At 51.2% G+C, this 24,478-nt stretch carries 21 protein-coding genes, 1 rRNA gene and 2 pseudogenes; 15 read left to right on the forward strand and 9 right to left on the reverse strand.

Features of this window, described 5'->3' with window-relative positions:
- Positions 1 to 38 precede the first annotated feature (38 nt).
- The 4 genes and pseudogenes from rrf to kgtP all read left to right on the forward strand — a co-directional run bounded on the left by rrf (position 39) and on the right by kgtP (position 4,483).
- A 5S ribosomal RNA gene (gene rrf, locus EAS44_RS07225) occupies positions 39 to 154 on the forward strand.
- Between the two features lie 130 nt (positions 155 to 284).
- Positions 285 to 1,632 (forward strand): annotated as a pseudogene (locus EAS44_RS07230) (IS3-like element IS1397 family transposase).
- A 243-nt stretch (positions 1,633 to 1,875) separates the two neighbouring features.
- Positions 1,876 to 2,842: pseudogene (locus EAS44_RS07240) on the forward strand (IS110 family transposase).
- 342 nt (positions 2,843 to 3,184) lie between these two features.
- A complete protein-coding gene (gene kgtP, locus EAS44_RS07250; protein WP_001298619.1) occupies positions 3,185 to 4,483 on the forward strand; it encodes an alpha-ketoglutarate permease in 1,299 nt (432 codons plus the stop codon).
- On the opposite strand, the gene yfiM is transcribed toward kgtP, so the two are convergent.
- The 5 genes from yfiM to trxC form a co-directional block, all read right to left on the reverse strand.
- Entirely contained in the window at positions 4,480 to 4,803 is a 324-nt protein-coding gene (gene yfiM, locus EAS44_RS07255) for a YfiM family lipoprotein (protein ID WP_001370843.1), read from the reverse strand. The genes kgtP and yfiM overlap by 4 nt on opposite strands.
- A 45-nt stretch (positions 4,804 to 4,848) precedes the next feature.
- Complete coding sequence (pssA, locus tag EAS44_RS07260) at positions 4,849 to 6,204, reverse strand: CDP-diacylglycerol--serine O-phosphatidyltransferase (RefSeq protein WP_000949265.1); 1,356 nt, start codon at positions 6,202 to 6,204, stop codon at positions 4,849 to 4,851.
- A gap of 113 nt (positions 6,205 to 6,317) precedes the next feature.
- Positions 6,318 to 8,978, reverse strand: coding sequence for a peptidyl-lysine N-acetyltransferase PatZ (gene patZ, locus EAS44_RS07265; protein WP_000082937.1), 2,661 nt, complete (start codon positions 8,976 to 8,978; stop codon positions 6,318 to 6,320).
- 31 nt (positions 8,979 to 9,009) lie between these two features.
- The gene (gene tapT / locus EAS44_RS07270; protein ID WP_001298618.1) at positions 9,010 to 9,708 is read right to left on the reverse strand and encodes a tRNA-uridine aminocarboxypropyltransferase; all 699 of its coding nucleotides are present in this window, start codon (positions 9,706 to 9,708) and stop codon (positions 9,010 to 9,012) included.
- Between the two features lie 68 nt (positions 9,709 to 9,776).
- Positions 9,777 to 10,196: a thioredoxin TrxC gene (gene trxC, locus EAS44_RS07275; protein WP_001098726.1), complete on the reverse strand. Its 420-nt coding sequence runs from the start codon at positions 10,194 to 10,196 to the stop codon at positions 9,777 to 9,779.
- A gap of 206 nt (positions 10,197 to 10,402) precedes the next feature.
- On the opposite strand from trxC, the gene yfiF reads away from it, so the two are divergent.
- Positions 10,403 to 11,440 (forward strand): tRNA/rRNA methyltransferase, encoded by a 1,038-nt coding sequence (gene yfiF / locus EAS44_RS07280; protein ID WP_000997387.1) that lies wholly within the window; start codon positions 10,403 to 10,405, stop codon positions 11,438 to 11,440.
- A 47-nt stretch (positions 11,441 to 11,487) separates the two neighbouring features.
- Here yfiF and ung read toward each other — a convergent pair whose 3' ends face one another.
- Entirely contained in the window at positions 11,488 to 12,177 is a 690-nt protein-coding gene (ung, locus tag EAS44_RS07285; RefSeq protein ID WP_001262723.1) for a uracil-DNA glycosylase, read from the reverse strand.
- Positions 12,178 to 12,481: 304 nt separating this feature from the next.
- Between ung and grcA the strand changes: the two genes are divergently transcribed.
- Positions 12,482 to 12,865 (forward strand): autonomous glycyl radical cofactor GrcA, encoded by a 384-nt coding sequence (gene grcA, locus EAS44_RS07290; protein ID WP_000627804.1) that lies wholly within the window; start codon positions 12,482 to 12,484, stop codon positions 12,863 to 12,865.
- Between the two features lie 55 nt (positions 12,866 to 12,920).
- Here grcA and eamB read toward each other — a convergent pair whose 3' ends face one another.
- Entirely contained in the window at positions 12,921 to 13,508 is a 588-nt protein-coding gene (gene eamB, locus EAS44_RS07295) for a cysteine/O-acetylserine transporter (RefSeq protein WP_000189209.1), read from the reverse strand.
- 102 nt (positions 13,509 to 13,610) lie between these two features.
- Here eamB and yfiE point away from each other — a divergent pair, with 102 nt between their 5' ends.
- The gene (yfiE, locus tag EAS44_RS07300) at positions 13,611 to 14,492 is read left to right on the forward strand and encodes a LysR family transcriptional regulator (RefSeq protein ID WP_001350886.1); all 882 of its coding nucleotides are present in this window, start codon (positions 13,611 to 13,613) and stop codon (positions 14,490 to 14,492) included.
- Between the two features lie 32 nt (positions 14,493 to 14,524).
- Here yfiE and srmB read toward each other — a convergent pair whose 3' ends face one another.
- Positions 14,525 to 15,859 (reverse strand): ATP-dependent RNA helicase SrmB, encoded by a 1,335-nt coding sequence (srmB, locus tag EAS44_RS07305; RefSeq protein WP_000219193.1) that lies wholly within the window; start codon positions 15,857 to 15,859, stop codon positions 14,525 to 14,527.
- A 131-nt stretch (positions 15,860 to 15,990) separates the two neighbouring features.
- On the opposite strand from srmB, the gene trmN reads away from it, so the two are divergent.
- Positions 15,991 to 16,728 (forward strand): tRNA(1)(Val) (adenine(37)-N(6))-methyltransferase TrmN, encoded by a 738-nt coding sequence (trmN, locus tag EAS44_RS07310; RefSeq protein WP_000083664.1) that lies wholly within the window; start codon positions 15,991 to 15,993, stop codon positions 16,726 to 16,728.
- On the opposite strand, the gene nadB is transcribed toward trmN, so the two are convergent.
- Entirely contained in the window at positions 16,713 to 18,335 is a 1,623-nt protein-coding gene (nadB, locus tag EAS44_RS07315; RefSeq protein WP_001094478.1) for an L-aspartate oxidase, read from the reverse strand. The two genes, trmN and nadB, sit on opposite strands and share 16 nt — an antisense overlap.
- Before the next feature lie 255 nt (positions 18,336 to 18,590).
- Here nadB and rseD point away from each other — a divergent pair, with 255 nt between their 5' ends.
- The 7 genes from rseD to lepB all read left to right on the forward strand — a co-directional run bounded on the left by rseD (position 18,591) and on the right by lepB (position 24,420).
- Positions 18,591 to 18,746 (forward strand): rpoE leader peptide RseD, encoded by a 156-nt coding sequence (gene rseD / locus EAS44_RS07320; RefSeq protein WP_001303621.1) that lies wholly within the window; start codon positions 18,591 to 18,593, stop codon positions 18,744 to 18,746.
- Positions 18,743 to 19,318, forward strand: a complete 576-nt coding sequence (rpoE, locus tag EAS44_RS07325) for an RNA polymerase sigma factor RpoE (RefSeq protein WP_001295364.1) — start codon at positions 18,743 to 18,745, stop codon at positions 19,316 to 19,318. The genes rseD and rpoE overlap by 4 nt, the downstream gene beginning before the upstream one ends.
- Before the next feature lie 32 nt (positions 19,319 to 19,350).
- A complete protein-coding gene (gene rseA / locus EAS44_RS07330) occupies positions 19,351 to 20,001 on the forward strand; it encodes an anti-sigma-E factor RseA (protein WP_001168462.1) in 651 nt (216 codons plus the stop codon).
- Positions 20,001 to 20,957: a sigma-E factor regulatory protein RseB gene (gene rseB, locus EAS44_RS07335; protein ID WP_000812048.1), complete on the forward strand. Its 957-nt coding sequence runs from the start codon at positions 20,001 to 20,003 to the stop codon at positions 20,955 to 20,957. The genes rseA and rseB overlap by 1 nt, the downstream gene beginning before the upstream one ends.
- On the forward strand, positions 20,954 to 21,433 hold the full coding sequence (gene rseC, locus EAS44_RS07340) for a SoxR-reducing system protein RseC (protein ID WP_000589066.1): 480 nt from the start codon (positions 20,954 to 20,956) through the stop codon (positions 21,431 to 21,433). The genes rseB and rseC overlap by 4 nt, the downstream gene beginning before the upstream one ends.
- A gap of 197 nt (positions 21,434 to 21,630) precedes the next feature.
- Positions 21,631 to 23,430, forward strand: coding sequence for a translation elongation factor 4 (lepA, locus tag EAS44_RS07345; protein ID WP_000790169.1), 1,800 nt, complete (start codon positions 21,631 to 21,633; stop codon positions 23,428 to 23,430).
- Between the two features lie 15 nt (positions 23,431 to 23,445).
- Positions 23,446 to 24,420, forward strand: a complete 975-nt coding sequence (gene lepB / locus EAS44_RS07350; protein ID WP_000002542.1) for a signal peptidase I — start codon at positions 23,446 to 23,448, stop codon at positions 24,418 to 24,420.
- Positions 24,421 to 24,478: the final 58 nt, after the last annotated feature.

The raw sequence follows: 24,478 nt of genomic DNA on the forward strand, positions 1-24,478 counted from the left end.
ATTAACCGGCGACAAGCGGGTTAATGAAACAGAATTTGCCTGGCGGCCTTAGCGCGGTGGTCCCACCTGACCCCATGCCGAACTCAGAAGTGAAACGCCGTAGCGCCGATGGTAGTGTGGGGTCTCCCCATGCGAGAGTAGGGAACTGCCAGGCATCAAATTAAGCGAAGAGCCCAGTCGGAAGACTGGGCTTTTTTGCGTTGGTGCGGAATAAATGCCGGATGCGACGCTGCTGAACTGCACCCCAAATGTTGGACATAATCTGACATCTGAAGGTGCAGTTTATGAAACATTCATTTGAAATAAAACTTGCCGCTGTAAATCATTACCTGGCTGGTCATGCAGGCATCATTTCTACGGCAAAACTCTTTCAACTTTCTCACACCAGCCTCTCACACTGGATTAATCTTTTTCTTCTTCACGGTCCTCGGCACTGGATTGCAGACACAAGCGTAGCTATTCTCCTGAAGATAAACTTTGCGTGGTTCTTTATGCTCTCGGGCATTCTGAGTCTCTACCCCGGGTAGCTGCCCGGTTTAACATTCCCAGCCACAACACGGTTAAAAACTGGATAAAAGGCTACCGCAAATCTGGTAATGAGGCCTTTATCAGGCGCAGGAAGGAGAAAAGCATGACCCGTTCTGATGATACCCATGAAAACGAGGCAAACATGACGCCGGAAGAGATGAAGAATGAGCTGCGTTATCTTCGCGCAGAAAATGCATATCTGAAAGCCATGCAGGAGCATCTTCTGGAAAAAAAGCGCCAGGAGCTGGAGAAAAAACGAAAGTCATCCAGAGCCTGAGGTACGGACACTGCCAGTCTGACCTGTTAAAGGCCGCAGGGCTGGCCAGAAGCACGCTGTACTACCAGCTGTCACTGCAGAAGGCTAAGGACAAGTATGCTGATGTGAAACAGCTCATAGCCTCCATCTTCCATGAACACCGGGGATGTTATGGGTACCGGCGGATCCATTGTGAGCTTCAGAAAAGAGGTCTTAAGTTCAGTGGCAAAACGGTGAGAAAACTGATGCAACAGCTCGGCCTGAAGTCTCCTGTGCGCCTGAAGAAATACCGGTCTTACCGGGGAAATATGGGACTCGCTGCAGAAAATATCCTTCAGCGACAGTTCAAAGCGGAAGCTCCCTGTGAGAAATGGGTGACAGATATCACCGAATTCAGGGCTGGCGGACAAAAACTGTACCTGTCCCCGATACTTGATTTGTTTAACGGGGAAATCGTGGCGTGGGAAACGGCCTGCAGGCCTACAGAGGAGCTGGTGAAGCGGATGTTAAATAAGGGGCTGGAAAGCCTTGCTGAAGGGGAGAAACCGCTGCTCCACAGTGATCAAGGATGGCATTACCGGATAAAAAGTTATCAGTCCGCCCTGGCGGACAGAGGGTTAGTGCAGAGCATGTCGCGCAAGGGCAACTGCCTTGATAATGCGGTAATGGAGAACTTCTTTGGTCACCTGAAAGAAGAAATGTACTATCGCCGGGACTACAGAAATGTAGAAGAGCTGGAAAATGCCGTTAACGAATACATAACTTACTGGAATCAAAAAAGAATAAAACTCAGTCTTGGGGGACTCAGCCCGGTAGAATACCGGACTGAGTATCAAAAAGCCGGTTAACTGAAACTGTCCAGGTTTTGGGGTTCAGTTCATGCCGCATCTTATCCGACCTTGTATTATCCCTCCAGTGCAGAGAAAATCGGCCAGTTTTCTCTGCCTGCAGTCCGCATGCCGTATCCGGCCTTGGGTTCTAACCTGTATGGTAGATTTATGCGGCGGACTGCCTTTCTCCCGAAGTGATAAACCGGACAGTATCATAGACCGGTTTTCCCGGTAATCCGTATTTGCAAGGTTGGTTTCACTATGGAACATGAACTTCATTATATCGGTATCGACACCGCTAAAGAGAAACTGGATGTCGATGTGTTGCGTCCTGATGGTCGTCATCGCACCAAAAAATTCGCTAACACCACTAAAGGGCACGATGAGCTGGTGAGTTGGCTGAAATGTCACAAGATTGACCATGCGCATATCTGCATCGAAGCGACCGGCACCTATATGGAACCTGTCGCAGAGTGCCTTTACGATGCTGGCTACATAGTGTCAGTCATTAATCCTTCACTGGGTAAAGCTTTCGCTCAGAGTGAAGGACTGCGTAACAAGACTGATACCGTGGATGCCGCATGCTGGCAGAGTTCTGTCGTCAGAAGCGCCCTGCAGCCTGGGAAGCGCATCACCCGCTTGAACGCGCGTTGCATGCCCTGGTAGTACGCCACCAGGCGCTGACAGATATGCACAGGCAGGAACTGAATCGCACTGAAACGGCGCGGGAAGTCCAGAGGCCGAGCATTGATGCTCACCTTCTGTGGCTTGAAGCAGAGCTGAAGCGTCTTGAGAAGCAGATAAAAGACCTGACAGACGATGATCCGGATATGAAACACCGCAGGAAACTGCTGGAAAGCATCCCGGGTATCGGAGAGAAAACATCTGCGGTATTGCTGGCTTACATGGTCTGAAGGACCGTTTTGCCCATGCCAGACAGTTCGCCGCTTTTGCGGGTCTGACACCACGGCGTTATGAATCAGGCAGTAGTGTGAGAGGGGCAAGCCGGTTGAGTAAAGCCGGACATGTGTCGCTTCGCAGGCCGTTGTATATGCCTGCAATGGTAGCCACCAGTAAGACTGAGTGGGGACGGGCGTTGGCAGCTAATGGCAAGAAAGGAAAGGTGATTCTCGGCTCGATAATGCGCAAGCTGGCACAGGTGGCGTATGGAGTGCTGAAGTCAGGCGTGCCGTTCGATGCGTCACGGCATAATCCGGTAGCTGCGTAAAAATCGCGGAAGGGATGAAACAACAGCGCCTGACGGCGCTGTGTCTGGCATGCCTGCAATCCGGGAGACTGGACCAGGAAAAAACTTGCTGGCCGTAACAGTATCTACGCTCCCACATAAGCCAGATTCAACAGCGAATACGTCTTCCCCAAATTGCCCACTTCCATACTTCCTCCTTACCAGAAATCTATCCTTAAGCTCCTTAATAACCATTTTCCTGCTAACTAAATTCATGGTTAAGGTTGCATAATGATATGCAACAAATGTATAACATTTTTCTTACCAAAAAATAAACAAAAGCGACCGACAAAAGCATCGGATTACGGCAGGAGACATAATGGCATGGCTGAAAGTACTGTAACGGCAGACAGCAAACTGACAAGTAGTGATACTCGTCGCCGTATTTGGGCAATTGTTGGGGCCTCTTCAGGTAATCTGATCGAGTGGTTCGATTTCTATGTCTACTCGTTCTGTTCACTCTACTTCGCCCACATCTTCTTCCCTTCCGGGAACACGACGACTCAACTACTGCAAACAGCAGGTGTTTTTGCTGCGGGATTTCTGATGCGCCCAATAGGCGGTTGGCTATTTGGCCGCATAGCCGATAAACATGGTCGCAAAAAATCGATGCTATTATCGGTGTGTATGATGTGTTTCGGCTCACTGGTTATCGCCTGTTTGCCAGGCTACGAAACAATCGGTACCTGGGCTCCGGCATTATTGCTTCTTGCTCGTTTATTCCAGGGATTATCCGTTGGCGGAGAATATGGCACCAGCGCCACCTATATGAGTGAAGTTGCCGTTGAAGGGCGCAAAGGTTTTTACGCATCATTTCAGTATGTGACGTTGATCGGCGGGCAACTGCTAGCTCTACTGGTTGTCGTGGTTTTACAACACACCATGGAAGACGCTGTACTCAGAGAGTGGGGATGGCGTATTCCTTTCGCGTTAGGGGCTGTGTTAGCTGTTGTGGCGTTGTGGTTACGTCGTCAGTTAGATGAAACTTCACAACAAGAAACACGCGCTTTAAAAGAAGCTGGATCTCTGAAAGGATTATGGCGCAATCGCCGTGCATTCATCATGGTTCTCGGTTTTACCGCTGCGGCCTCCCTTTGTTTCTATACCTTCACCACTTATATGCAGAAGTATCTGGTAAATACTGCGGGAATGCATGCCAACGTGGCGAGTGGCATTATGACTGCCGCATTGTTTGTATTCATGCTTATTCAACCACTTATTGGCGCGCTGTCGGATAAGATTGGTCGCCGTACCTCAATGTTATGTTTCGGTTCTCTGGCAACCATTTTTACCGTTCCTATTCTCTCAGCATTGCAGAACGTTTCCTCGCCTTATGCCGCTTTTGGTCTGGTGATGTGCGCCCTGCTGATAGTGAGTTTTTATACTTCAATCAGTGGAATACTGAAGGCTGAGATGTTCCCGGCACAGGTTCGCGCATTAGGCGTTGGTCTGTCATATGCGGTCGCCAATGCTATATTTGGTGGTTCGGCGGAGTACGTAGCGTTGTCGCTGAAATCAATAGGAATGGAAACAGCCTTCTTCTGGTATGTGACCTTGATGGCCGTGGTGGCGTTTCTGGTTTCACTAACATTGCACCGTAAAGGAAAAGGGATGCGGCTTTAGTGACGGGTCAGTTGCCAGACGGTATAGCCGGTGCTTGCACCGGCGATATCCCAGGCAAAATCCTTCCAGCTCCAGCCGCTCCCCTCAGGGCGGCTATCCCAAAGCTCTTTTGACGCCCCCAGACTGACAGAGAACATCAATCCAAACATGGCACTGCGATCCCGGCTCATCCCCTGATGCTGTGAATATTCATTTCCGGCGGCGGAAAGCATCGCCGAGGCGATAAAGTGTTGAGCTTTATCCTGCCCGCTCCAGCTATCGTTAGCCATATGGCTGCATCCAGAAAGTAACAATAGCGAACAGACAAAAAGAATACGCAAAACGTGGCCTCCAAAAAACAAACCCCGTACAGGACGGGGTTGTGATTACAGGATGCGGCTAATTAATCGGTCGATGCGGATACGGCGCAAACGGCGGATGAGTTTACGAACCTTCACCGGATAATCGGCAATACTTTGCAGATCGCGATAGTGCTTAACGATGGTGGTATGCTCGCGGATCAGCTCCAGTTCTTTCTCTCGCTGCGGCGCAAGCTCCAGTTGTGGATCGTGGATCAAAATGGCGTTTTCCAGATCCAGACGCCAGGCGCGTGGGTTCAGGTTATTACCGGTGATCAACATCCACTTATCATCAACCCACATCCCTTTCAGGTGATAGGTGTTGTCGTCATCTTTCCATAACCGAACCACTAGCTGGTCAGTATTGACGTAATACTGCAAACGGCTCAGGAAACGACGCAGATTGATCTCATAGAGATAAGGCAATGCGCCAATTATCTTGAAAGGTTCATCTTCCGGAATGTAGAAGTCATTCGCGGTTTTATCACCAACAATAATTTCGACCTTTTTCCCTTCGCGCAGCAACTGGATAATATTGCGCACAAGGATTGCTGGCAGGTTGAAGTATGGCGTACAGATGGTTAGTTTCTGCTCGGCACAAGGCATAAGATGGAAAATGGTCTTGTTCAACAGACTCGATTTCCCCAGCCCCACTAGCGGCGTTACGGAAAGCTGATCGTTGTCGGCATCGCCCTGGAAATGATAAGCGGCATCACGCAGCTCCTGGCGGAACAGACGAATATCGTTCTTGATTTCCGGGCTTTTTGGCCGATTAACATCATCCAGACGATTAACGCCGCGGCCATTCATAATATTCTGTGTAACCCATTCAAACATAATGTCTGACATCTTACGGTTACGGATCAGATGATAACGGTCGTAGCGATATTTATCGTGCTGATGCAGGTAAACATCGTTCAGGCTGGCACCGCTATAAAGTACGCTATCGTCGATGATAAAGCCTTTAAAGTGCAGAACACCAAGGGCTTCACGGGTATTGATTGGAACGCCATAAACCGGAACATCTACGCCCGGATTTTCCTGCGCCATGCGGCAGTACCAGTCAGCGTTAGTGTTAGATGCCGCAGCGCCAATGCGTCCACGTTGTGCACGATGCCAGTCGACCAGCACCCGCACATCCAGTTCCGGACGCTGCCTTTTAGCCTCATACAACGCGTTCAGAATGCCTTTGCCACCGTCATCCTGTTCGAGATACAGGGCGACAATGCAAATGCGCTGCTTCGCGCTGGCTATTTTTTCCAGCAGCGTCTCCCGGAAGTCGGCGGGAGCGTAAAAGAAATCGACATCATCAACTGATTGAGAAATCTTGGGTAGTTGGGCAAGGTGTTGTTGATGTTTATTACGCTTAAATTTTGACAACATCACAGTGCATTTCTTCTCTGTTCATTGAAGGGTCCTCTGTGCAATGCAGACGACATAAGCGGGCAATAATAACACCAGTCCCGATTAAGTGGTCAACATTTCCAGTACCTTACTCATGATTCCTCGCGCTGGGCAAGATTTAGCGTAAGCCCAACGATCCCCTCTTCGAGCTGGATATCAACGTTAAACCCGAGCTTGCGGGCCAGCGCCACCATGCCACGATTGTTTGGCATCGTAATACCATTCAGACGTTGTAGTCCGTGATCTCGCGTATAGGTAATCAACTTTTCCATTAAGCGTCGACCTAAGCCTAACCCTTTGAGATCCGAGCGAACCAGCACGGCAAATTCGGCATCGATGTTATCAGGGTCGGAGATCGCACGTGTGACGCCGAGGATCTCTTCCGTTTGATCAATTCGTCGTACCGCTACAAATGCCATTTCCCGATCGTAGTCGATCTGCGTCATGTTGGCTAAATCTTCATGGGTAAATTCGTTGATCTCGCTAAAGTAGCGGTAATAAAGATCTTCTTTGGTGACTCGCGAAATGAATTGCTGAAGCTGTGGCTCATCTTCTGGCAAAATCGGGCGGAACAAGCAGCGTTCACCGTTTTTCAATTCTACCCATTCTTCCAGCTGATGCGGATAAGGGCGCACAGCCAGCCGGCTCTCGTTATCACCTTCAAACGGCGCGATATCCAGCGTGACATCCAGCGCGGTAAATTCACTGCCAGAAGCCAGCAAAGGATGAATATCCAGACGCTGAATTTCCGGGCAATCGACAATCAAGTTGGAAACCTGCACCAGAAGCTGGCTCAAGCCTGCAACATCCAATGGGCGTAGCGCACTGCGTGCACGAATCTTTTTACTTTTGATCCCCTGAATAACCAGATAGCGGGCCAGGTTCATGTTCAGCGGCGGCAGTGCGACGACGGCTTGATCTTCAGGACGCCACTCCACACCGCCTTCACCCAGCATGATTAACGGCCCGAAAACCGGATCGTGCTCAACCACAACCCGCAACTCCTGAGCGCCAGCACGGTTAGCCATACTTTGCACCAACAGGCCGTGGACCCGCGCCTGCGGCCAGGCCATTTTTACGCGATCGAAAATAGCGTTTGCCGCTTGCTGGACTTCATTGGCTGTACGTAGGTAGAGCATGACGCCCTGAACTTCCGATTTATGTGGAATATCCGGCGAGCGCAATTTCAGTGCCACCGGATAGCCAATCTGTTTGGCAATATGTACCGCTTCGGTGCTATTACTGGCAATCCAGGTAGGGAGAGTATTCATACCATACGCTTGCAGGATGGGCTGAACTTCATGGGTATCGAGCGACGTAGCCCCTTCGGCAATCGCATGTTGCAACAGAAGATGCGCTTCTGCGGTATTGGAAGTCAGATTGCTGGGCAACGCCGGCGTTTCGCGTAGTTGCTTCTGATTACGCCGGTACTCGACCATATGCATAAAAGCAGTGATGGTTCCTTCCGGAGTACGGTAGGTCGGCAGCCCGGCTTCGCTGAATAAACGTCGTGCCTCTTGCGAGGAGTGCTCGCCGCACCAGTTCGTCAGCAAAGAGACATATTTGCTGCGGGGATGATGCTTTACCGCTTCAATTAATACTTGCGCGCTTTCTGTTGCGGGAGCAGCGGCGCTGGGCGAATGAATAACCATCAGCGCATCAAAATCCTGGCTGTGGAGCAGAATGTCCAGCGTTTTGACATAATGCTCGCTGCTGGCGTCATCGCGCAGATCGAGCGGGTTAGAGATTGCCACATGCCCTGGCAGTGCATCGCGCAGTTTCTGGCAGGTTTCTTCGCTTAGCGTTGCCAGCTTGCCATTGCGTGACCATAAGGCATCCAGCGCCAGCGCGGCAGGCGCAGCACCGTTGCTGATAATCATCAACCGGTCGCCACGCAGCGGGCGCATATGGCTAAGGGTTTCCACCGCCGAAAACAGTTCGTGGGTGTCCTGTACCCGCAACAAACCGGCACGCTGAATAGCTGCATCCCACGCCGGATCCATTCCTGCCGTGGTGTTCAACAGACGTTGAGCCGCCGGGCTACGTCCGCTTTTAATCACCAGAATCGGTTTATTACGTGAGGCGCTACGGGCCGCCGAAACAAAACGTCGCGCATCACTTAATTGTTCGAGATAGAGCAGGATGGCGCTGGTTTTACTGTCGCGCGCCAAATAGTCGAGCAATTCATCAACGTCGATATCCAGGCTGTCGCCGAGCGCAATAAAGTAGGAAAAGCCCATCTCACGCTGTTGCGCCCAGTCGAGGATGGTGTTGGAGACAGCAGCCGATTGCGAAATAAACGCCAGCTTGCCGCGTTTAATCGGCACAGGTGAAAAGCTGGCATTCAGACCTTGCCAGGGAGCCAGTAAGCCCAGACTGTTTGGTCCTAGCAGGCGCATGTTATGGCGCAGGGCGCAGGCGCGGAGATCTTCGTGTTGCGATGCCGGGGCGGAAAGAATAATGCAGGTTTTACAGCCTTTCTCGCCGAGCTCTTCCAGAAGAGCAAGATTACGGCTGGCATTGGTACATAAAACCGCAAGGTCGGGTGTAAAGGGCAAGCGGGCAATATCCGGCCAGGCCAACACACCCAACACCGCTTTCCAGGCTGGCGTCACCGGGAGTACCGGTCCGTTAAAGCCTCCCGCCAGCAGGTTACGCATCATCAGGTAACCTGCGCGATTGGGTTTCATCGATGCGCCAATTACCGCAATCGATTTTGGTCGCAGTAGTGCTTCCAGTCCTCGCTGACTCATACCGGTCTCCCGCAGAAGTGACCGAATGATTTTAAACGCTTTCTAACTGTTCTGCTGTGATGCTTCCCGGATGTTGCGTTTTTCCTGCCAGATAGCGTGTTTTAAAGCGGGTAAAATGCTCGCCTAACCCTGTCGCCGCCCTGGTATCGCCGGCCATATCTAACAGTGCGATGGCTACCTCGGCAGTACAATATTGGCCTTCAGCCTGGGCTTCACGCAGGCGATAGGCAGAAAGCCGAGAAAGATCGACGGAAATGACGGGAAGATTATCCAGATACGGACTTTTACGAAACATCTTGCGAGCTTCTGGCCAGGTACCATCGAGCATGATAAATAGCGGAGGCTTACCGGCAGGTGGTGTGAAGATCACTTCCCGTTGCTCATCAGCATACGAAGCGGGAAAGACCACCATTGGCTGATAGTCCGGGTTTTGCACCAGATCCAGCAAATCTTGCGAGGGTTCGGTACGCGACCATTGAAACGCAACGGTATCAGGCAAAATATCAGCAATCAGACGCCCGGTATTACTGGGCTTCATTGGCTCGGTGTCGAACATCAGCAAACAGAAGCGACTTTTTGCTTGTGCTGGGGTAATTGTCGAACAGAGACATAATTTCTCTGGCAAAAGACAGCGTTGGCAGCGACGAACGCGATTACCGCGGGCAAGAAAAGGACGTGTTGCACGCGCAATACGCTCGGCGCGTAACTGGAGAACAGCGTTTTCGGTCATAAGGGAGCGTCGAAAAAACGCCATTGTCGCAGAGGAGAAAACGGGGCACAAGATGCGCCCCGGTAAGATTAAAGAGATTCATTCAGCCAGCTATCGAACGGCGCTTTCGGCACTGCGCCATTAAGCATGTCGACAACCTGACCATTTTTGAAAATCATGATCGTCGGAATACTGCGAATACCAAAGCGGCTGCTCAATTCACGTTCAGCTTCGGTATTCACTTTCACAAAGCGCACTTTACCGCTACGCTCTTGCGCGACATCTTCAAAAATTGGTGCGAAATTACGGCAGGGGCCGCACCACGGTGCCCAGAAGTCGATCACCACAGGTAGATCATCTTTCAGCAATTTGTCGAGCGTTTCACCGGTCGCATTAATCACCTCTCCGTCAAACAAGTCGTGACCGCAGCGTCCGCATTTTGCCGCATCTTCGATCCGATCGTCGGGAATGCGATTGATGGCCTGACAATGGGTACAAACGGTATTCATAACTAACCTCGGGATGAGTAAGGAGACTTATCGGCAACGACGCCGGTATGTTTCTAATATGTTACATATTATCGGGGACATTGTTCCAGACAACAATCTGTTTTATTCAATGGGTATGATAGACACAGGCTTTGGAACGAAATCATGGCGAACCGCGCGGACTTCGGGTAATCTGCGCGCTTCGCGCAGCGCTGGTGGAGAAAAGCATGAACGATGAAATGAAAGGTAAAAGCGGCAAGGTCAAAGTGATGTATGTCCGCAGTGATGATGATTCTGATAAACGTACCCACAACCCGCGTACCGGGAAAGGGGGCGGGCGTCCAGGAAAATCTCGTGCTGACGGTGGCCGTCGCCCCGCCCGCGATGACAAACAGAGTCAGCACCGTGACCGCAAGTGGGAAGATTCGCCGTGGCGCACGGTTTCCCGCGCGCCGGGTGATGAGACGCCGGAAAAGGCCGATCACGGTGGCATCAGTGGTAAAAGTTTTATTGATCCGGAAGTTTTGCGTCGTCAGCGTGCGGAAGAAACCCGCGTCTACGGCGAAAACGCCTGTCAGGCACTGTTCCAGAGCCGTCCGGAAGCGATTGTTCGCGCCTGGTTTATCCAGAGCGTAACGCCACGTTTTAAAGAAGCCTTGCGCTGGATGGCGGCAAACCGCAAAGCGTACCATGTGGTGGATGAAGCGGAACTGACAAAAGCGTCAGGCACGGAACATCACGGCGGCGTTTGCTTCCTGATCAAAAAGCGTAACGGTACAACCGTGCAGCAGTGGGTAAGCCAGGCAGGCGCGCAGGATTGTGTACTGGCCCTGGAAAACGAATCTAACCCGCATAACCTGGGCGGCATGATGCGTAGCTGTGCGCACTTCGGCGTGAAAGGTGTTGTGGTGCAGGATGCAGCACTGCTGGAGTCTGGGGCGGCTATCCGTACCGCAGAAGGCGGCGCAGAGTACGTTCAGCCGATTACTGGCGACAACATTGTTAACGTGCTGGATGATTTCCGTCAGGCGGGTTACACCGTAGTGACAACTTCCAGCGAGCAGGGTAAACCGCTGTTCAAAACCAGTCTGCCAGCGAAAATGGTACTGGTGCTGGGTCAGGAATATGAAGGGTTACCGGATGCCGCACGCGATCCGAACGATCTGCGCGTGAAGATTGATGGTACTGGCAACGTTGCCGGGCTGAATATCTCTGTCGCAACCGGCGTTCTTCTTGGCGAATGGTGGCGTCAGAATAAAGCCTGATAAATCAGCCGGGTGGCAACTCTGCCATCCGGCATTTTCCCGCAAATTTACTCACTCTCTGCCGGTAATACTGGCATCCAGTCAATCGGCGTCTCGCCACGTTGTTCCAGCCACTGATTTGCCAGCACAAAATGGTTGCAGCCAAAGAATCCACGATGCGCCGAAAGCGGCGACGGATGCGGTGCTTTCAGTACATGATGGCGTTGCTTATCTATAATCGCCCCTTTCTTTTGCGCATGTGATCCCCACAACAAAAACACCACGCCTTCGCGATGCTGATTTATGAGGCTGATGACTTTATCAGTAAACGTCTCCCAGCCGAGGCTGGCGTGGGAATGCGCCTGACCAGCGCGAACCGTCAAGACAGTATTGAGCAGCAGAACACCCTGACGCGCCCAGCTTTCAAGGTAACCATGATTAGGGCGGGTGAAACCGGGAATAGTATTTTCCAGCTCTTTATACATATTCAGCAGTGACGGTGGTGTCGCAATGCCGGGGCGAACGGAAAATGCCAGACCATGCGCCTGTCCTGGTCCGTGATAAGGATCCTGACCGAGAATCACCACTTTAACGTCACCCAACTCCGTAAAGCGGAACGCGTTAAAGACATCTTTTTGTGGTGGATAGATAGTGACGCCGGACTGCCGCTCGCTGGCGACGGTCTGAAGGGTATTAAGAAAATAGGGTTGCTGCTTCTCTTCAGCCAGCACATCATGCCAGGTTAATTCGTTAGCCATCTCGCTCTCCTGCGAATCTTTAATCCGCCTAGCTTAACTGCTTCTTTCTACAGAACAAAATCATGCTCATTTTATAGACAAAAAGACATGCAAAAAAATGTAAATTGGTAAAATTTCACATCTGCATAAGTTGATGTAAAACAATAAAATCCATTTGTGACCACACTTGATATGTGGTTTTTGTTGATTTAAATCAAAGAATCAAGGGTGTTTGAGGAGTATATATACACTCAAGCAACAATGGTTTTACCAATTGGCCGCGACAGGCTGAACAAATCAAATAATTTTGCCGGGGAGGCATCACATGATTACAGGTATCCAGATTACTAAAGCCGCTAACGACGATCTGCTGAACTCTTTCTGGTTGCTGGACAGCGAAAAAGGCGAAGCGCGTTGCATCGTTGCGAAAGCAGGTTTTGCAGAAGACGAAGTGGTTGCAGTAAGCAAACTGGGTGACATTGAATACCGTGAAGTTCCAGTAGAAGTGAAACCAGAAGTTCGCGTTGAAGGTGGTCAACACCTGAACGTTAACGTTCTGCGTCGTGAAACTCTGGAAGATGCAGTTAAGCATCCGGAAAAATATCCGCAGCTGACCATCCGTGTATCCGGTTATGCAGTTCGCTTTAACTCTCTGACTCCGGAACAGCAGCGCGACGTTATCGCTCGTACCTTTACTGAAAGCCTGTAAGGCTTAAGTAGCAAGTTACTAAGCGGAAGAGGGCGACCTCTTCCGCTTTTTTTCGTTAATAGAAAATGCGTACCGCGCAATAGACCAGCAACAGGGCAAGCACGATATTTAACTGGCGACCATACTGGCGAAACAATCGCTGAAACAGATGCCCCGCCAGCGCCCAGCACACATTGCCAAACGTCCCAATCATCGCCAGCAAAACGCTGACGCCAACTACCCAACTTAGCGCCTGTGTTTGCGGCAGAACAAACGTCGACAGTGCCGTAACACCGTACAAAATGATTTTGACGTTCACAAACTGCAAAGCAAAGCTGGCCCAAAAACTGATTGGTTTTGTCTGAAGTCCGTCTTCCTTTGTTGGGCTGGTGGCGATTTTCCACGCCAGCCAGACAATATATGCCGCCCCCGCCCAACTCAAAAGGTGTACCGCTGCCGGGTCAATCACTGCCAGTGAAAATGAAATGCCCGCACACAGTAACATCACAATCAAAAATCCCAGACTCATCCCTGCCAGCACACGGGTACTTTGACGAAATCCATGCGACGTAGCAGAGCTAAGGGCGAGAATATTGTTCGGTCCTGGCGTCATGGCGGTAATCAGGGTGTAAGTCCAAAAAGCACTTAAAAGGGTCGGTGTCACTTGTTATCTCCTCTGTTTTGGTAGACAGTACCCGACACGGAACATTTAAAAAAATGAATGTTTTTACATTCTAAATTCGATATTTTCGATAGGTTTGGGGTTATGGATCTGCGCCGTTTTATTACACTTAAAACCGTGGTGGAAGAGGGTTCCTTTTTGCGAGCTTCGCAAAAATTGTGCTGCACACAATCGACGGTGACTTTTCATATTCAGCAGCTTGAGCAGGAGTTCTCGGTACAATTGTTTGAGAAAATTGGTCGACGAATGTGCCTTACCCGCGAAGGAAAAAAGCTGCTGCCGCACATCTATGAACTTACCCGAGTGATGGATACGCTTCGTGAGGCTGCTAAAAAAGAGTCGGATCCGGACGGGGAACTACGCGTTATTTCAGGCGAAACGTTGCTCTCTTATCGAATGCCGCAGGTGTTGCAGCGTTTTCGGCAACGCGCTCCAAAAGTGCGTTTATCGTTGCAGTCGCTGAACTGTTACGTGATCCGTGATGCGCTACTGAATGATGAGGCCGATGTCGGGGTTTTTTATCGCGTAGGGAATGATGATGCTCTGAACCGACGAGAGTTGGGTGAACAACCGCTGGCGCTGGTGGCTTCACCGCAAATTGCAGATGTCGATTTTACTGAGCCGGGAAGACATAACGCCTGTAGCTTTATTATCAACGAACCACAATGTGTCTTCCGGCAGATATTTGAGAGCACGCTGCGCCAGCGGCGGATCACGGTGGAAAACACCATTGAGCTTATAAGTATCGAAAGCATCAAGCGTTGTGTCGCGGCAAATATCGGAGTCAGTTACCTGCCGCGTTTTGCGGTGGTAAAAGAGTTGAAGTGCGGAGAATTAATTGAATTGCCTTTTGGCGAACAGTCGCAGACCATTACGGCAATGTGCGCTCACCATGCCGGAAAAGCGGTTAGCCCGGCGATGCACACTTTTATTCAGTGTGTTGAAGAGTGTTTTTTGCCGGGATAAAAACAATGCCGGGCTTAAACCCGGCATTGAGATTACTCTTCTGTCGTTTGCGGTGGCACGCCCGTTCCGCTTGGTTTACGGCGCTTACCAATATTTTTAGTGTCGCGATGGCGTTTTTTCACCCGCGGCTTCTCTTTCTCTTTAGCTTTTTTCTTCTCGGCACGTTTAGCCAACACTTTCTTCGATGGCTTGCCGGTCTGCTTCTCGCTTGGCGCACGCGTTTTCGGACGTAACTCATCAATTACGCGAGCTTTAATTGGCTCTTCAATATAACGGCCAACTTTGCCCAGCAGCAGATGGTCATGGGCTTCCACCAGCGAAATCGCGGTGCCTTTACGACCGGCGCGCGCGGTACGTCCGATACGGTGCAAATAAGTATCGCCACTGCGCGGCATATCGAAGTTAAAGACGTGGCTGACATCCGGAATGTCGATACCGCGCGCGGCAACATCGGTAGCAACCAGTACGTTTACGCGGCCTTCGGTCAAGCGTTTAATCGCTTCGTTACGCTTGCCTTGTACCATCTCACCTTCGAGATAGCAGTTGTTGATGCCTGCTTCGCGCAGCCAGTTTGCCAGCTCATGCACACGCTCACGCTTACGCACAAACACAATTGAGCGGGTCGCTTCCGGCTGTTTTAACAGATGCACCAGCAACGCGGTTTTATGCTCAAGATCATCGGCGCGGTAATACCACTGATGAATTTTTTTGCGCTCACGGGTGGACGGATTGGCAGAAACTTCCACCGGATCTTCCAACAGACGCTCGGCAAAGTCCTGAATCGCATCGCCTTCCAGCGTTGCCGAAAAGAGCAGGGTCTGTTTACGCCAGCGCGTTTCGCCAGCAATATGTTCGATATCCTGGGCGAAGCCCATATCCAGCATACGGTCTGCTTCGTCGAGGATCAGCGTTTCAACCGCGCGGCAATCGAAGTTCTCTTCTTTTATGTATTGCAGCAGACGTCCGGTCGTGGCGACCACAATGTCCTGGTTTTCGCTGAACACTTCTGCGTGGTTCATATAAGCCACGCCGCCGGTGATGGTGGCAATATCCAGATGCGTATGTTTCGCCAGTTCGCGGGCATGATCGGCCACCTGCATCGCCAGCTCGCGAGTTGGGGTGAGGATCAAAATACGCGGCGGACCGGATTTCTTACGTGGGAAATCGAGCAGGTGCTGCAACGCTGGCAGCAGATACGCCGCCGTTTTACCGGTGCCTGTCGGCGCAGAACCGAGTACATCACGGCCATCGAGCGCAGGCGGAATGGCGGCAGCCTGAATGGCGGTCGGGCGAGTGAAACCTTTATCCTGGAGGGCTTCCAGCAGGCTTTCGTCGAGTTCAAGTTCGGAAAAAGTCGTTACAGTCATGTTCTACCTCTGTGTGGGGCGCTGATTATAGACGTTACGGCTGCAATCTTCATCTGTTTGTATGGATATCGCTTCTCGGGTATTGTTCTCACCCGGTGCTATCGCCGTTTTTCCTGCAAGGTTTTATTTTCATGTCACAGTCTACATCCGTGTTTCGTCGTAATGGATTTACTTTTAAACAGTTTTTTGTTGCTCACGATCGCTGTGCGATGAAAGTGGGAACGGATGGTATTTTGCTGGGCGCATGGGCACCGGTAGCTGGGGTAAAACGTTGCCTTGATATCGGCGCGGGTAGCGGGTTGCTGGCATTAATGCTGGCGCAGCGAACAGATGACAGCGTGATGATTGATGCAGTTGAACTGGAAAGTGAAGCTGCCGCGCAAGCGCAGGAAAATATCAACCAGTCCCCGTGGGCAGAGCGGATTAATGTCCACACGGCGGATATTCTGCAGTGGATCACACAGCAGACAGTACGCTTCGATTTAATCATCAGCAACCCACCTTACTATCAGCAGGGAGTAGAGTGCGCGACACCTCAACGGGAACAGGCTCGCTATACCACTACGCTTGATCACCCATCGTTGCTGACTTGTGCGGCGGAGTGCATTACCGAAGAGGGATTTTTCTGCGTGGTGCTGCCAGAGCAGATTGGTAATGGTTTTACTGAACTGGCATTAAGTATGGGCTGGCATTTACGTTTGCGGACGGATGTGGCGGAAAACGAAGCGCGACTGCCGCATCGGGTGCTGCTGGCATTCTCCCCGCAGGCGGGAGAATGCTTTAGCGATCGCTTAGTCATTCGTGGGCCAGACCAGAACTATTCCGAAGCGTATACGGCGCTGACCCAGGCTTTTTATCTGTTTATGTAATGATTGCCGGCAGAAAGGATCGATGGACCGGAATGCGTGAGCAGTTCCGGATAATCCAGCGTGAAATGCAGGCCACGGCTCTCCTTGCGCATCATCGCACAGCGAACAATCAACTCGGCAACCTGTACCAGATTACGCAGCTCCAGCAAATTATTTGAGACGCGGAAATGGGCGTAATATTCGTCTATTTCTTGTTGGAGCATGGTTATCCGCCGCAGGGCGCGTGCCAGGCGCTTCGTTGTGCGAACAATGCCAACGTAATCCCACATAAACAGACGTAGCTCGTGCCAGTTATGCTGAATTACTACCCGTTCGTCAGGGTTCTCAACGCGGCTTTCATCCCACGGCGGTAACGTACTGACGCCGTGGGCATAAGGTATACGTCTGCTGATATCTTCTGCCGCCGACCAGCCATAGACCAGACACTCCAGCAATGAATTCGAGGCCATGCGGTTAGCGCCGTGTAAGCCGGTATAACTCACTTCGCCAATGGCATACAAACCATCGACGTCCGTACGCCCATGATCATCAACCATTACACCACCGCAGGTATAATGTGCAGCAGGCACAATCGGCACGGGTTCTTTCGTGAGATCTATCCCCAGCCCGAGCAATTTTTCATAAATCATCGGGAAATGCTGGCGAATAAAATCGGCGGGCTTATGGCTGATGTCGAGGAACATACAATCTGCGCCGAGGCGTTTCATTTCATGGTCAATGGCGCGGGCGACAATATCGCGCGGGGCCAGTTCGCCGCGCTCATCAAAATCGGGCATAAAACGCGTGCCGTCCGGGCGCTTGAGATAAGCGCCTTCGCCGCGCAGTGCTTCCGTTAACAGGAAATTGCGTGCCTGTGGGTGATACAGCGCGGTAGGGTGGAACTGATTAAATTCGAGATTGGCAACCCGGCAGCCTGCGCGCCACGCCATAGCAATGCCATCGCCAGAAGAAATATCCGGATTGGTGGTGTACTGATAAACTTTTGAAGCACCGCCGGTTGCCAGTACCACTGCTTTTGCGTGGCAGGTTTCAACCGTTTCTTTATTTCGGTTCCATACCCACGCGCCAACAACCCATCGCGTGCCCGGCAGGCCAATTTTGTCAGAAACAATCAGATCAACCGCGTTGCTGCGCTCCAGCACGCGAATATTCGGATGGTTCTGCGCCTTGCCCACCAGCGTGGTTTCTACTTCTCTACCGGTGGCGTCGGCGGCATGAAGAATACGACGGTGACTATGTCCACCTTCACGAGTCAGATGGTAGCTTTCTTCGCCATTCGGCTGAATGTGGGTATCAAACAACACCCCCTGGTCGATTAGCCATTGCACACAGGATCGTGCATTACTGGCGACAAATTCAACTGCATGGCGATCGCAAATACCAGCCCCGGCAATCAATGTGTCTTCCACATGCGAGTCAATGCTGTCAGTTTCATCAAACACGGCGGCAATACCGCCCTGGGCATAAAATGTTGAACCTTCCGTTACCGGGCCTTTACTTAGAACGATGACCTGATGCTGGTCAGCCAGGCGCAGCGCCAGTGAAAGTCCGGCTGCGCCGCTACCGATAATCAACACGTCACATGAATGTTCAGGGAGAGTATTCATTTTCTTTGTTTAATTTACTAAACACGGTTTGGTCAGCATAACATCATGTTGTGCGAATAAACACCTGCTATTTTAATATTTGTTACAGTGACTAAACACGCTGCCTCAGGGCGGCGAGAAAACGAGAAGTTACTGGCTGGTGGAGGATTAGGTGGTGAAATAAAAAGGCCGTTGGGTTACTCTTCAGGCAGTTAAATGGGCATTTCTACACAGATAATGCGATGTTCAGATTCTGTAGACTTATAATGATAGATAATGATCCGTCTACAGCATGACAAACAAAAACAGATGCGTTACGGAACTTTACAAAAACGAGACACTCTAACCCTTTGCTTGCTCAAATTGCAGCTAATGGAGTGGCGTTTCGATAGCGCGTGGAAATTTGGTTTGGGGAGACTTTACCTCGGATGAGCGAGCAGTTAACGGACCAGGTCCTGGTTGAACGGGTCCAGAAGGGAGATCAGAAAGCCTTTAACTTACTGGTAGTGCGCTATCAGCATAAAGTGGCGAGTCTGGTTTCCCGCTATGTGCCGTCGGGTGATGTTCCCGATGTGGTACAAGAAGCTTTTATTAAAGCCTATCGTGCGCTGGATTCGTTCCGGGGAGATAGCGCTTTTTATACATGGCTGTATCGGATTGCTGTAAATACAGCGAAAAATTACCTGGTTGCTCAGGGGCGTCGTCCACCTTCCAGTGATGTGGATGCCATTGAAGCTGAAAACTTCGAAAGTGGCGGCGCGTTGAAAGAAATTTCGAACCCTGAGAACTTAATGTTGTCAGAAGAACTGAGACAGATAGTTTTCCGAACTATTGAGTCCCTCCCGGAAGATTTACGCATGGCAATAACCTTGCGGGAGCTGGATGGCCTGAGCTATGAAGAGATAGCCGCTATCATGGATTGTCCGGTAGGTACGGTGCGTTCACGTATCTTCCGAGCGAGGGAAGCTATTGATAACAAAGTTCAACCGCTTATCAGGCGTTGACGATAGCGGGATACTGGATAAGGGTATTAGGCATGCAGAAAGAACAACTTTCCGCTTTAATGGATGGCGAAACGCTGGATAGTGAGCTGCTTAACGAACTGGCTCATAACCCAGAAATGCAGAAAACCTGGGAAAGCTATCACTTGATCCGTGACTCAATGCGGGGTGATACTCCCGAGGTGCTCCATTTCGATATCTCTTCACGCGTGATGGCCGCCATTGAAGAAGAGCCAGTACGTCAACCGGCGACATTGATCCCGGAAGCCCAGCCTGCGCCGCATCAATGGCAGAAAATGCCATTCTGGCAGAAAGTACGTCCGTGGGCGGCACAGCTTACCCAAATGGGCGTAGCAGCATGCGTATCGCTTGCAGTTATCGTTGGCGTCCAGCACTATAATGGGCAATCTGAAACGTCCCGGCAGCCCGAAACGCCAGTATTTAATACACTGCCGATGATGGGTAAAGCCAGCCCGGTTAGTCTGGGAGTACCTTCTGAAGCGACCGCAAATAATGGTCAACAGCAGCAGGTACAGGAGCAGCGTCGTCGCATTAATGCAATGTTGCAGGATTACGAACTGCAACGCCGACTCCACTCTGAACAGCTTCAGTTTGAGCAGGCACAAACTCAGCAAGCCGCTGTACAGGTGCCAGGAATTCAAACTTTAGGAACGCAATCGCAGTAATGAAGCAACTTTGGTTTGCCATGTCATTAGTGACAGGTAGCCTGTTATTCTCTGCTAACGCCTCGGCCACTCCCGCGTCCGGGGCGTTATTACAGCAGATGAACCTGGCCAGTCAGTCACTGAATTACGAGCTGTCATTCATCAGCATCAATAAACAGGGTGTTGAGTCTCTGCGTTATCGACATGCACGCCTCGATAACCGTCCGCTTGCACAGCTGTTGCAAATGGATGGCCCGCGCCGGGAAGTGGTACAGCGCGGCAATGAAATCAGCTACTTTGAGCCGGGCCTTGAACCGTTCACGCTTAATGGCGATTACATTGTTGATTCTCTGCCATCGCTCATTTATACCGATTTCAAACGCCTTTCTCCTTACTACGACTTTATCTCCGTGGGACGCACGCGTATTGCTGATCGTCTTTGCGAAGTCATTCGCGTAGTCGCCCGTGATGGCACACGCTACAGCTACATTGTGTGGATGGACACCGAATCGAAATTACCGATGCGGGTTGATCTCCTTGATCGCGATGGTGAAACGCTGGAACAATTTCGCGTGATTGCTTTTAACGTCAATCAGGATATCAGCAGCAGTATGCAGACGCTGGCGAAGGCAAATTTGCCGCCGTTGCTTTCTGTTCCTGTAGGTGAAAAAGCTAAATTCAGCTGGACGCCAACCTGGTTGCCACAGGGTTTTAGCGAAGTTTCCAGTAGTCGACGTCCGCTACCGACGATGGACAACATGCCTATCGAATCACGTCTCTATTCCGACGGATTATTCAGCTTCTCGGTAAACGTTAACCGCGCTACGCCATCGAGCAGCGATCAGATGTTGCGCACCGGACGCAGAACCGTCAGTACAAGCGTACGTGATAACGCCGAAATCACCATTGTCGGTGAACTGCCGCCGCAAACGGCGAAACGCATTGCCGAGAATATTAAGTTCGGGGCAGCGCAATGATCAAAGAGTGGGCTACCGTCGTCTCCTGGCAAAACGGGCAGGCGCTGGTCAGTTGTGATGTTAAAGCCTCATGCAGCAGCTGCGCTTCACGCGCCGGTTGCGGTAGCCGCGTGTTGAATAAACTTGGCCCGCAAACCACGCATACCATTGTCGTACCCTGTGATGAGCCGTTAGTGCCGGGGCAAAAAGTAGAATTAGGAATCGCCGAAGGCAGCCTGCTTAGCTCCGCATTACTGGTTTATATGTCGCCGCTGGTGGGATTATTCCTCATCGCTTCGCTATTTCAGCTACTCTTTGCTTCTGACGTCGCAGCATTATGTGGTGCGATCCTCGGCGGTTTTGGCGGGTTCCTGATTGCGCGCGGCTACTCGCGTAAGTTTGCTGCCCGGGCAGAATGGCAACCGATCATCTTAAGCGTGGCCTTGCCGCCTGGCCTTGTGCGATTTGAAACATCTTCGGAAGACGCGAGCCAGTGATTTCACTGGCTTTGTTGCATTTTGCATAACAAATGCGAGGACGTTTCCAGATACCACAATCCATACGGTATGAACATTTCCTCGCCTCAATGTTGTAGTGTAGAATGCGGCGTTTCTATTAATACAGACGTTAAGCTCAGAACAGCGACTTCTAAAAGCCTGGTTAACCGGGCATTAAGGCACAATAATCATACTTTATGAAGAATATACGTAACTTTTCGATCATAGCTCACATTGACCACGGTAAATCGACGCTGTCTGACCGTATTATCCAGATCTGCGGTGGCCTGTCTGACCGTGAAATGGAGGCGCAGGTTCTCGATTCCATGGATCTTGAGCGTGAGCGTGGCATTACCATCAAAGCGCAAAGCGTGACGCTGGACTACAAAGCGTCTGACGGCGAAACCTATCAGCTTAACTTTATCGACACCCCGGGCCACGTAGACTTCTCCTATGAAGTTTCTCGTTCGCTGGCTGCATGTGAAGGTGCATTGCTGGTGGTCGACGCCGGGCAGGGCGTAGAAGCGCAAACCCTGGCAAACTGCTACACCGCCATGGAAATGGATCTCGAAGTGGTGCCGGTACTGAACAAGATTGACCTGCCGGCAGCTGATCCTGAACGCGTGGCGGAAGAAATTGAAGATATCGTCGGCATCGACGCCACTGACGCGGTGCGCTGTTCAGCGAAAACCGGCGTTGGCGTGCAGGACGTTCTCGAACGTCTGGTGCGCGACATTCCGCCGCCGGAAGGCGATCCGGAAGGCCCGTTACAGGCACTCATTATCGACTCCTGGTTCGACAACTACCTGGGCGTTGTTTCACTTATCCGTATTAAAAACGGCACCCTGCGTAAGGGCGACAAAGTGAAAGTCATGAGTACCGGGCAGACCTATAACGCCGACCGTCTGGGTATTTTTACGCCAAAACAGGTTGACCGCACTGAACTGAAATGTGGCGAAGTAGGCTGGCTGGTATGTGCGATTAAAGATATCCACGGCGCTCCAGTAGGCGATACCTTAACGCTGGCGCGTAATCCGGCAGAAAAGGCGCTGCCTGGCTTTAAGAAAGTCAAACCGCAGGTATACGCCGGTCTGTTCCCGGTAAGTTCCGACGACTATGAAGCCTTCCGTGACGCGCTGGGTAAACTCAGCCTGAACGATGCCTCACTGTTCTATGAGCCGGAAAGCTCAAGCGCGCTGGGCTTTGGTTTCCGCTGCGGCTTCCTCGGTCTGCTGCACATGGAGATCATCCAGGAACGTCTGGAACGTGAATACGATCTGGATCTGATCACCACTGCGCCGACCGTAGTGTATGAAGTTGAAACCACGTCAAGAGAAGTTATCTACGTCGACAGCCCATCCAAGCTGCCAGCGGTAAATAACATCTACGAACTGCGCGAGCCGATTGCAGAATGTCACATGCTGCTGCCGCAGGCATATCTCGGCAACGTTATTACGCTGTGCGTAGAAAAACGCGGCGTGCAGACCAATATGGTTTACCACGGTAATCAGGTGGCGCTGACGTACGAGATCCCGATGGCGGAAGTGGTGCTCGATTTCTTCGATCGCCTGAAATCTACCTCGCGTGGTTATGCGTCTCTGGATTACAACTTCAAACGCTTCCAGGCGTCCGACATGGTACGTGTAGACGTATTAATCAACGGTGAACGTGTTGATGCGTTGGCGCTGATCACCCATCGTGGTAATTCGCAAAACCGCGGTCGCGAGCTGGTGGAGAAGATGAAAGATCTGATCCCGCGCCAGCAGTTTGATATCGCCATTCAGGCAGCGATTGGTACGCACATCATTGCGCGCTCCACCGTGAAACAGCTGCGTAAAAACGTACTGGCTAAATGTTATGGCGGCGATATCAGTCGTAAGAAAAAGCTGCTGCAGAAGCAGAAAGAAGGTAAGAAACGCATGAAGCAGATCGGTAACGTCGAGCTGCCGCAGGAAGCGTTCCTCGCCATTCTGCACGTCGGCAAAGACAACAAATAACCCTTAGGAGTTGGCATGGCGAATATGTTTGCCCTGATTCTGGTGATTGCCACACTGGTGACGGGCATTTTATGGTGCGTGGATAAATTCTTTTTCGCACCTAAACGGCGGGAACGTCAGGCAGCGGCGCAGGCGGCTGCCGGTGACTCACTGGATAAAGCAACGCTGAAAAAGGTTGCGCCGAAGCCTGGCTGGCTGGAAACCGGTGCTTCTGTTTTTCCGGTACTGGCTATCGTATTGATTGTGCGTTCGTTTATTTATGAACCGTTCCAGATCCCGTCAGGTTCGATGATGCCGACTCTGTTAATCGGTGATTTTATTCTGGTAGAGAAGTTTGCTTATGGCATTAAAGATCCTATCTACCAGAAAACGCTGATCGAAACCGGTCATCCGAAACGCGGCGATATCGTGGTCTTTAAATATCCGGAAGATCCAAAGCTTGATTACATCAAGCGCGCGGTGGGTTTGCCGGGCGATAAAGTCACTTATGATCCGGTCTCAAAAGAGCTGACGATTCAACCGGGATGCAGTTCCGGCCAGGCGTGTGAAAACGCGCTACCGGTCACTTACTCCAACGTGGAACCGAGCGATTTCGTTCAGACCTTCTCACGCCGTAATGGTGGGGAAGCGACCAGCGGATTCTTTGAAGTGCCGAAAAACGAAACCAAAGAAAATGGAATTCGTCTTTCCGAGCGTAAAGAGACATTGGGTGATGTGACGCACCGCATTCTGACAGTGCCGATTGCGCAGGACCAGGTGGGGATGTATTACCAGCAGCCAGGGCAACAACTGGCAACCTGGATTGTTCCGCCGGGACAATACTTCATGATGGGCGACAACCGCGACAACAGCGCGGACAGCCGTTACTGGGGCTTTGTGCCGGAAGCGAATCTGGTCGGTCGGGCAACGGCTATCTGGATGAGTTTCGATAAGCAAGAAGGCGAATGGCCGACAGGTGTGCGCTTAAGTCGCATTGGCGGCATCCATTAATAGCCCATCTTCGTTCACGTTGTCGCCGTTATGGCGACAACGTGAATTATTTATGAGA

Source organism: Escherichia coli DSM 30083 = JCM 1649 = ATCC 11775 (genome assembly GCF_003697165.2).
GTDB classification, from domain to species: Bacteria; Pseudomonadota; Gammaproteobacteria; order Enterobacterales; family Enterobacteriaceae; genus Escherichia; species Escherichia coli.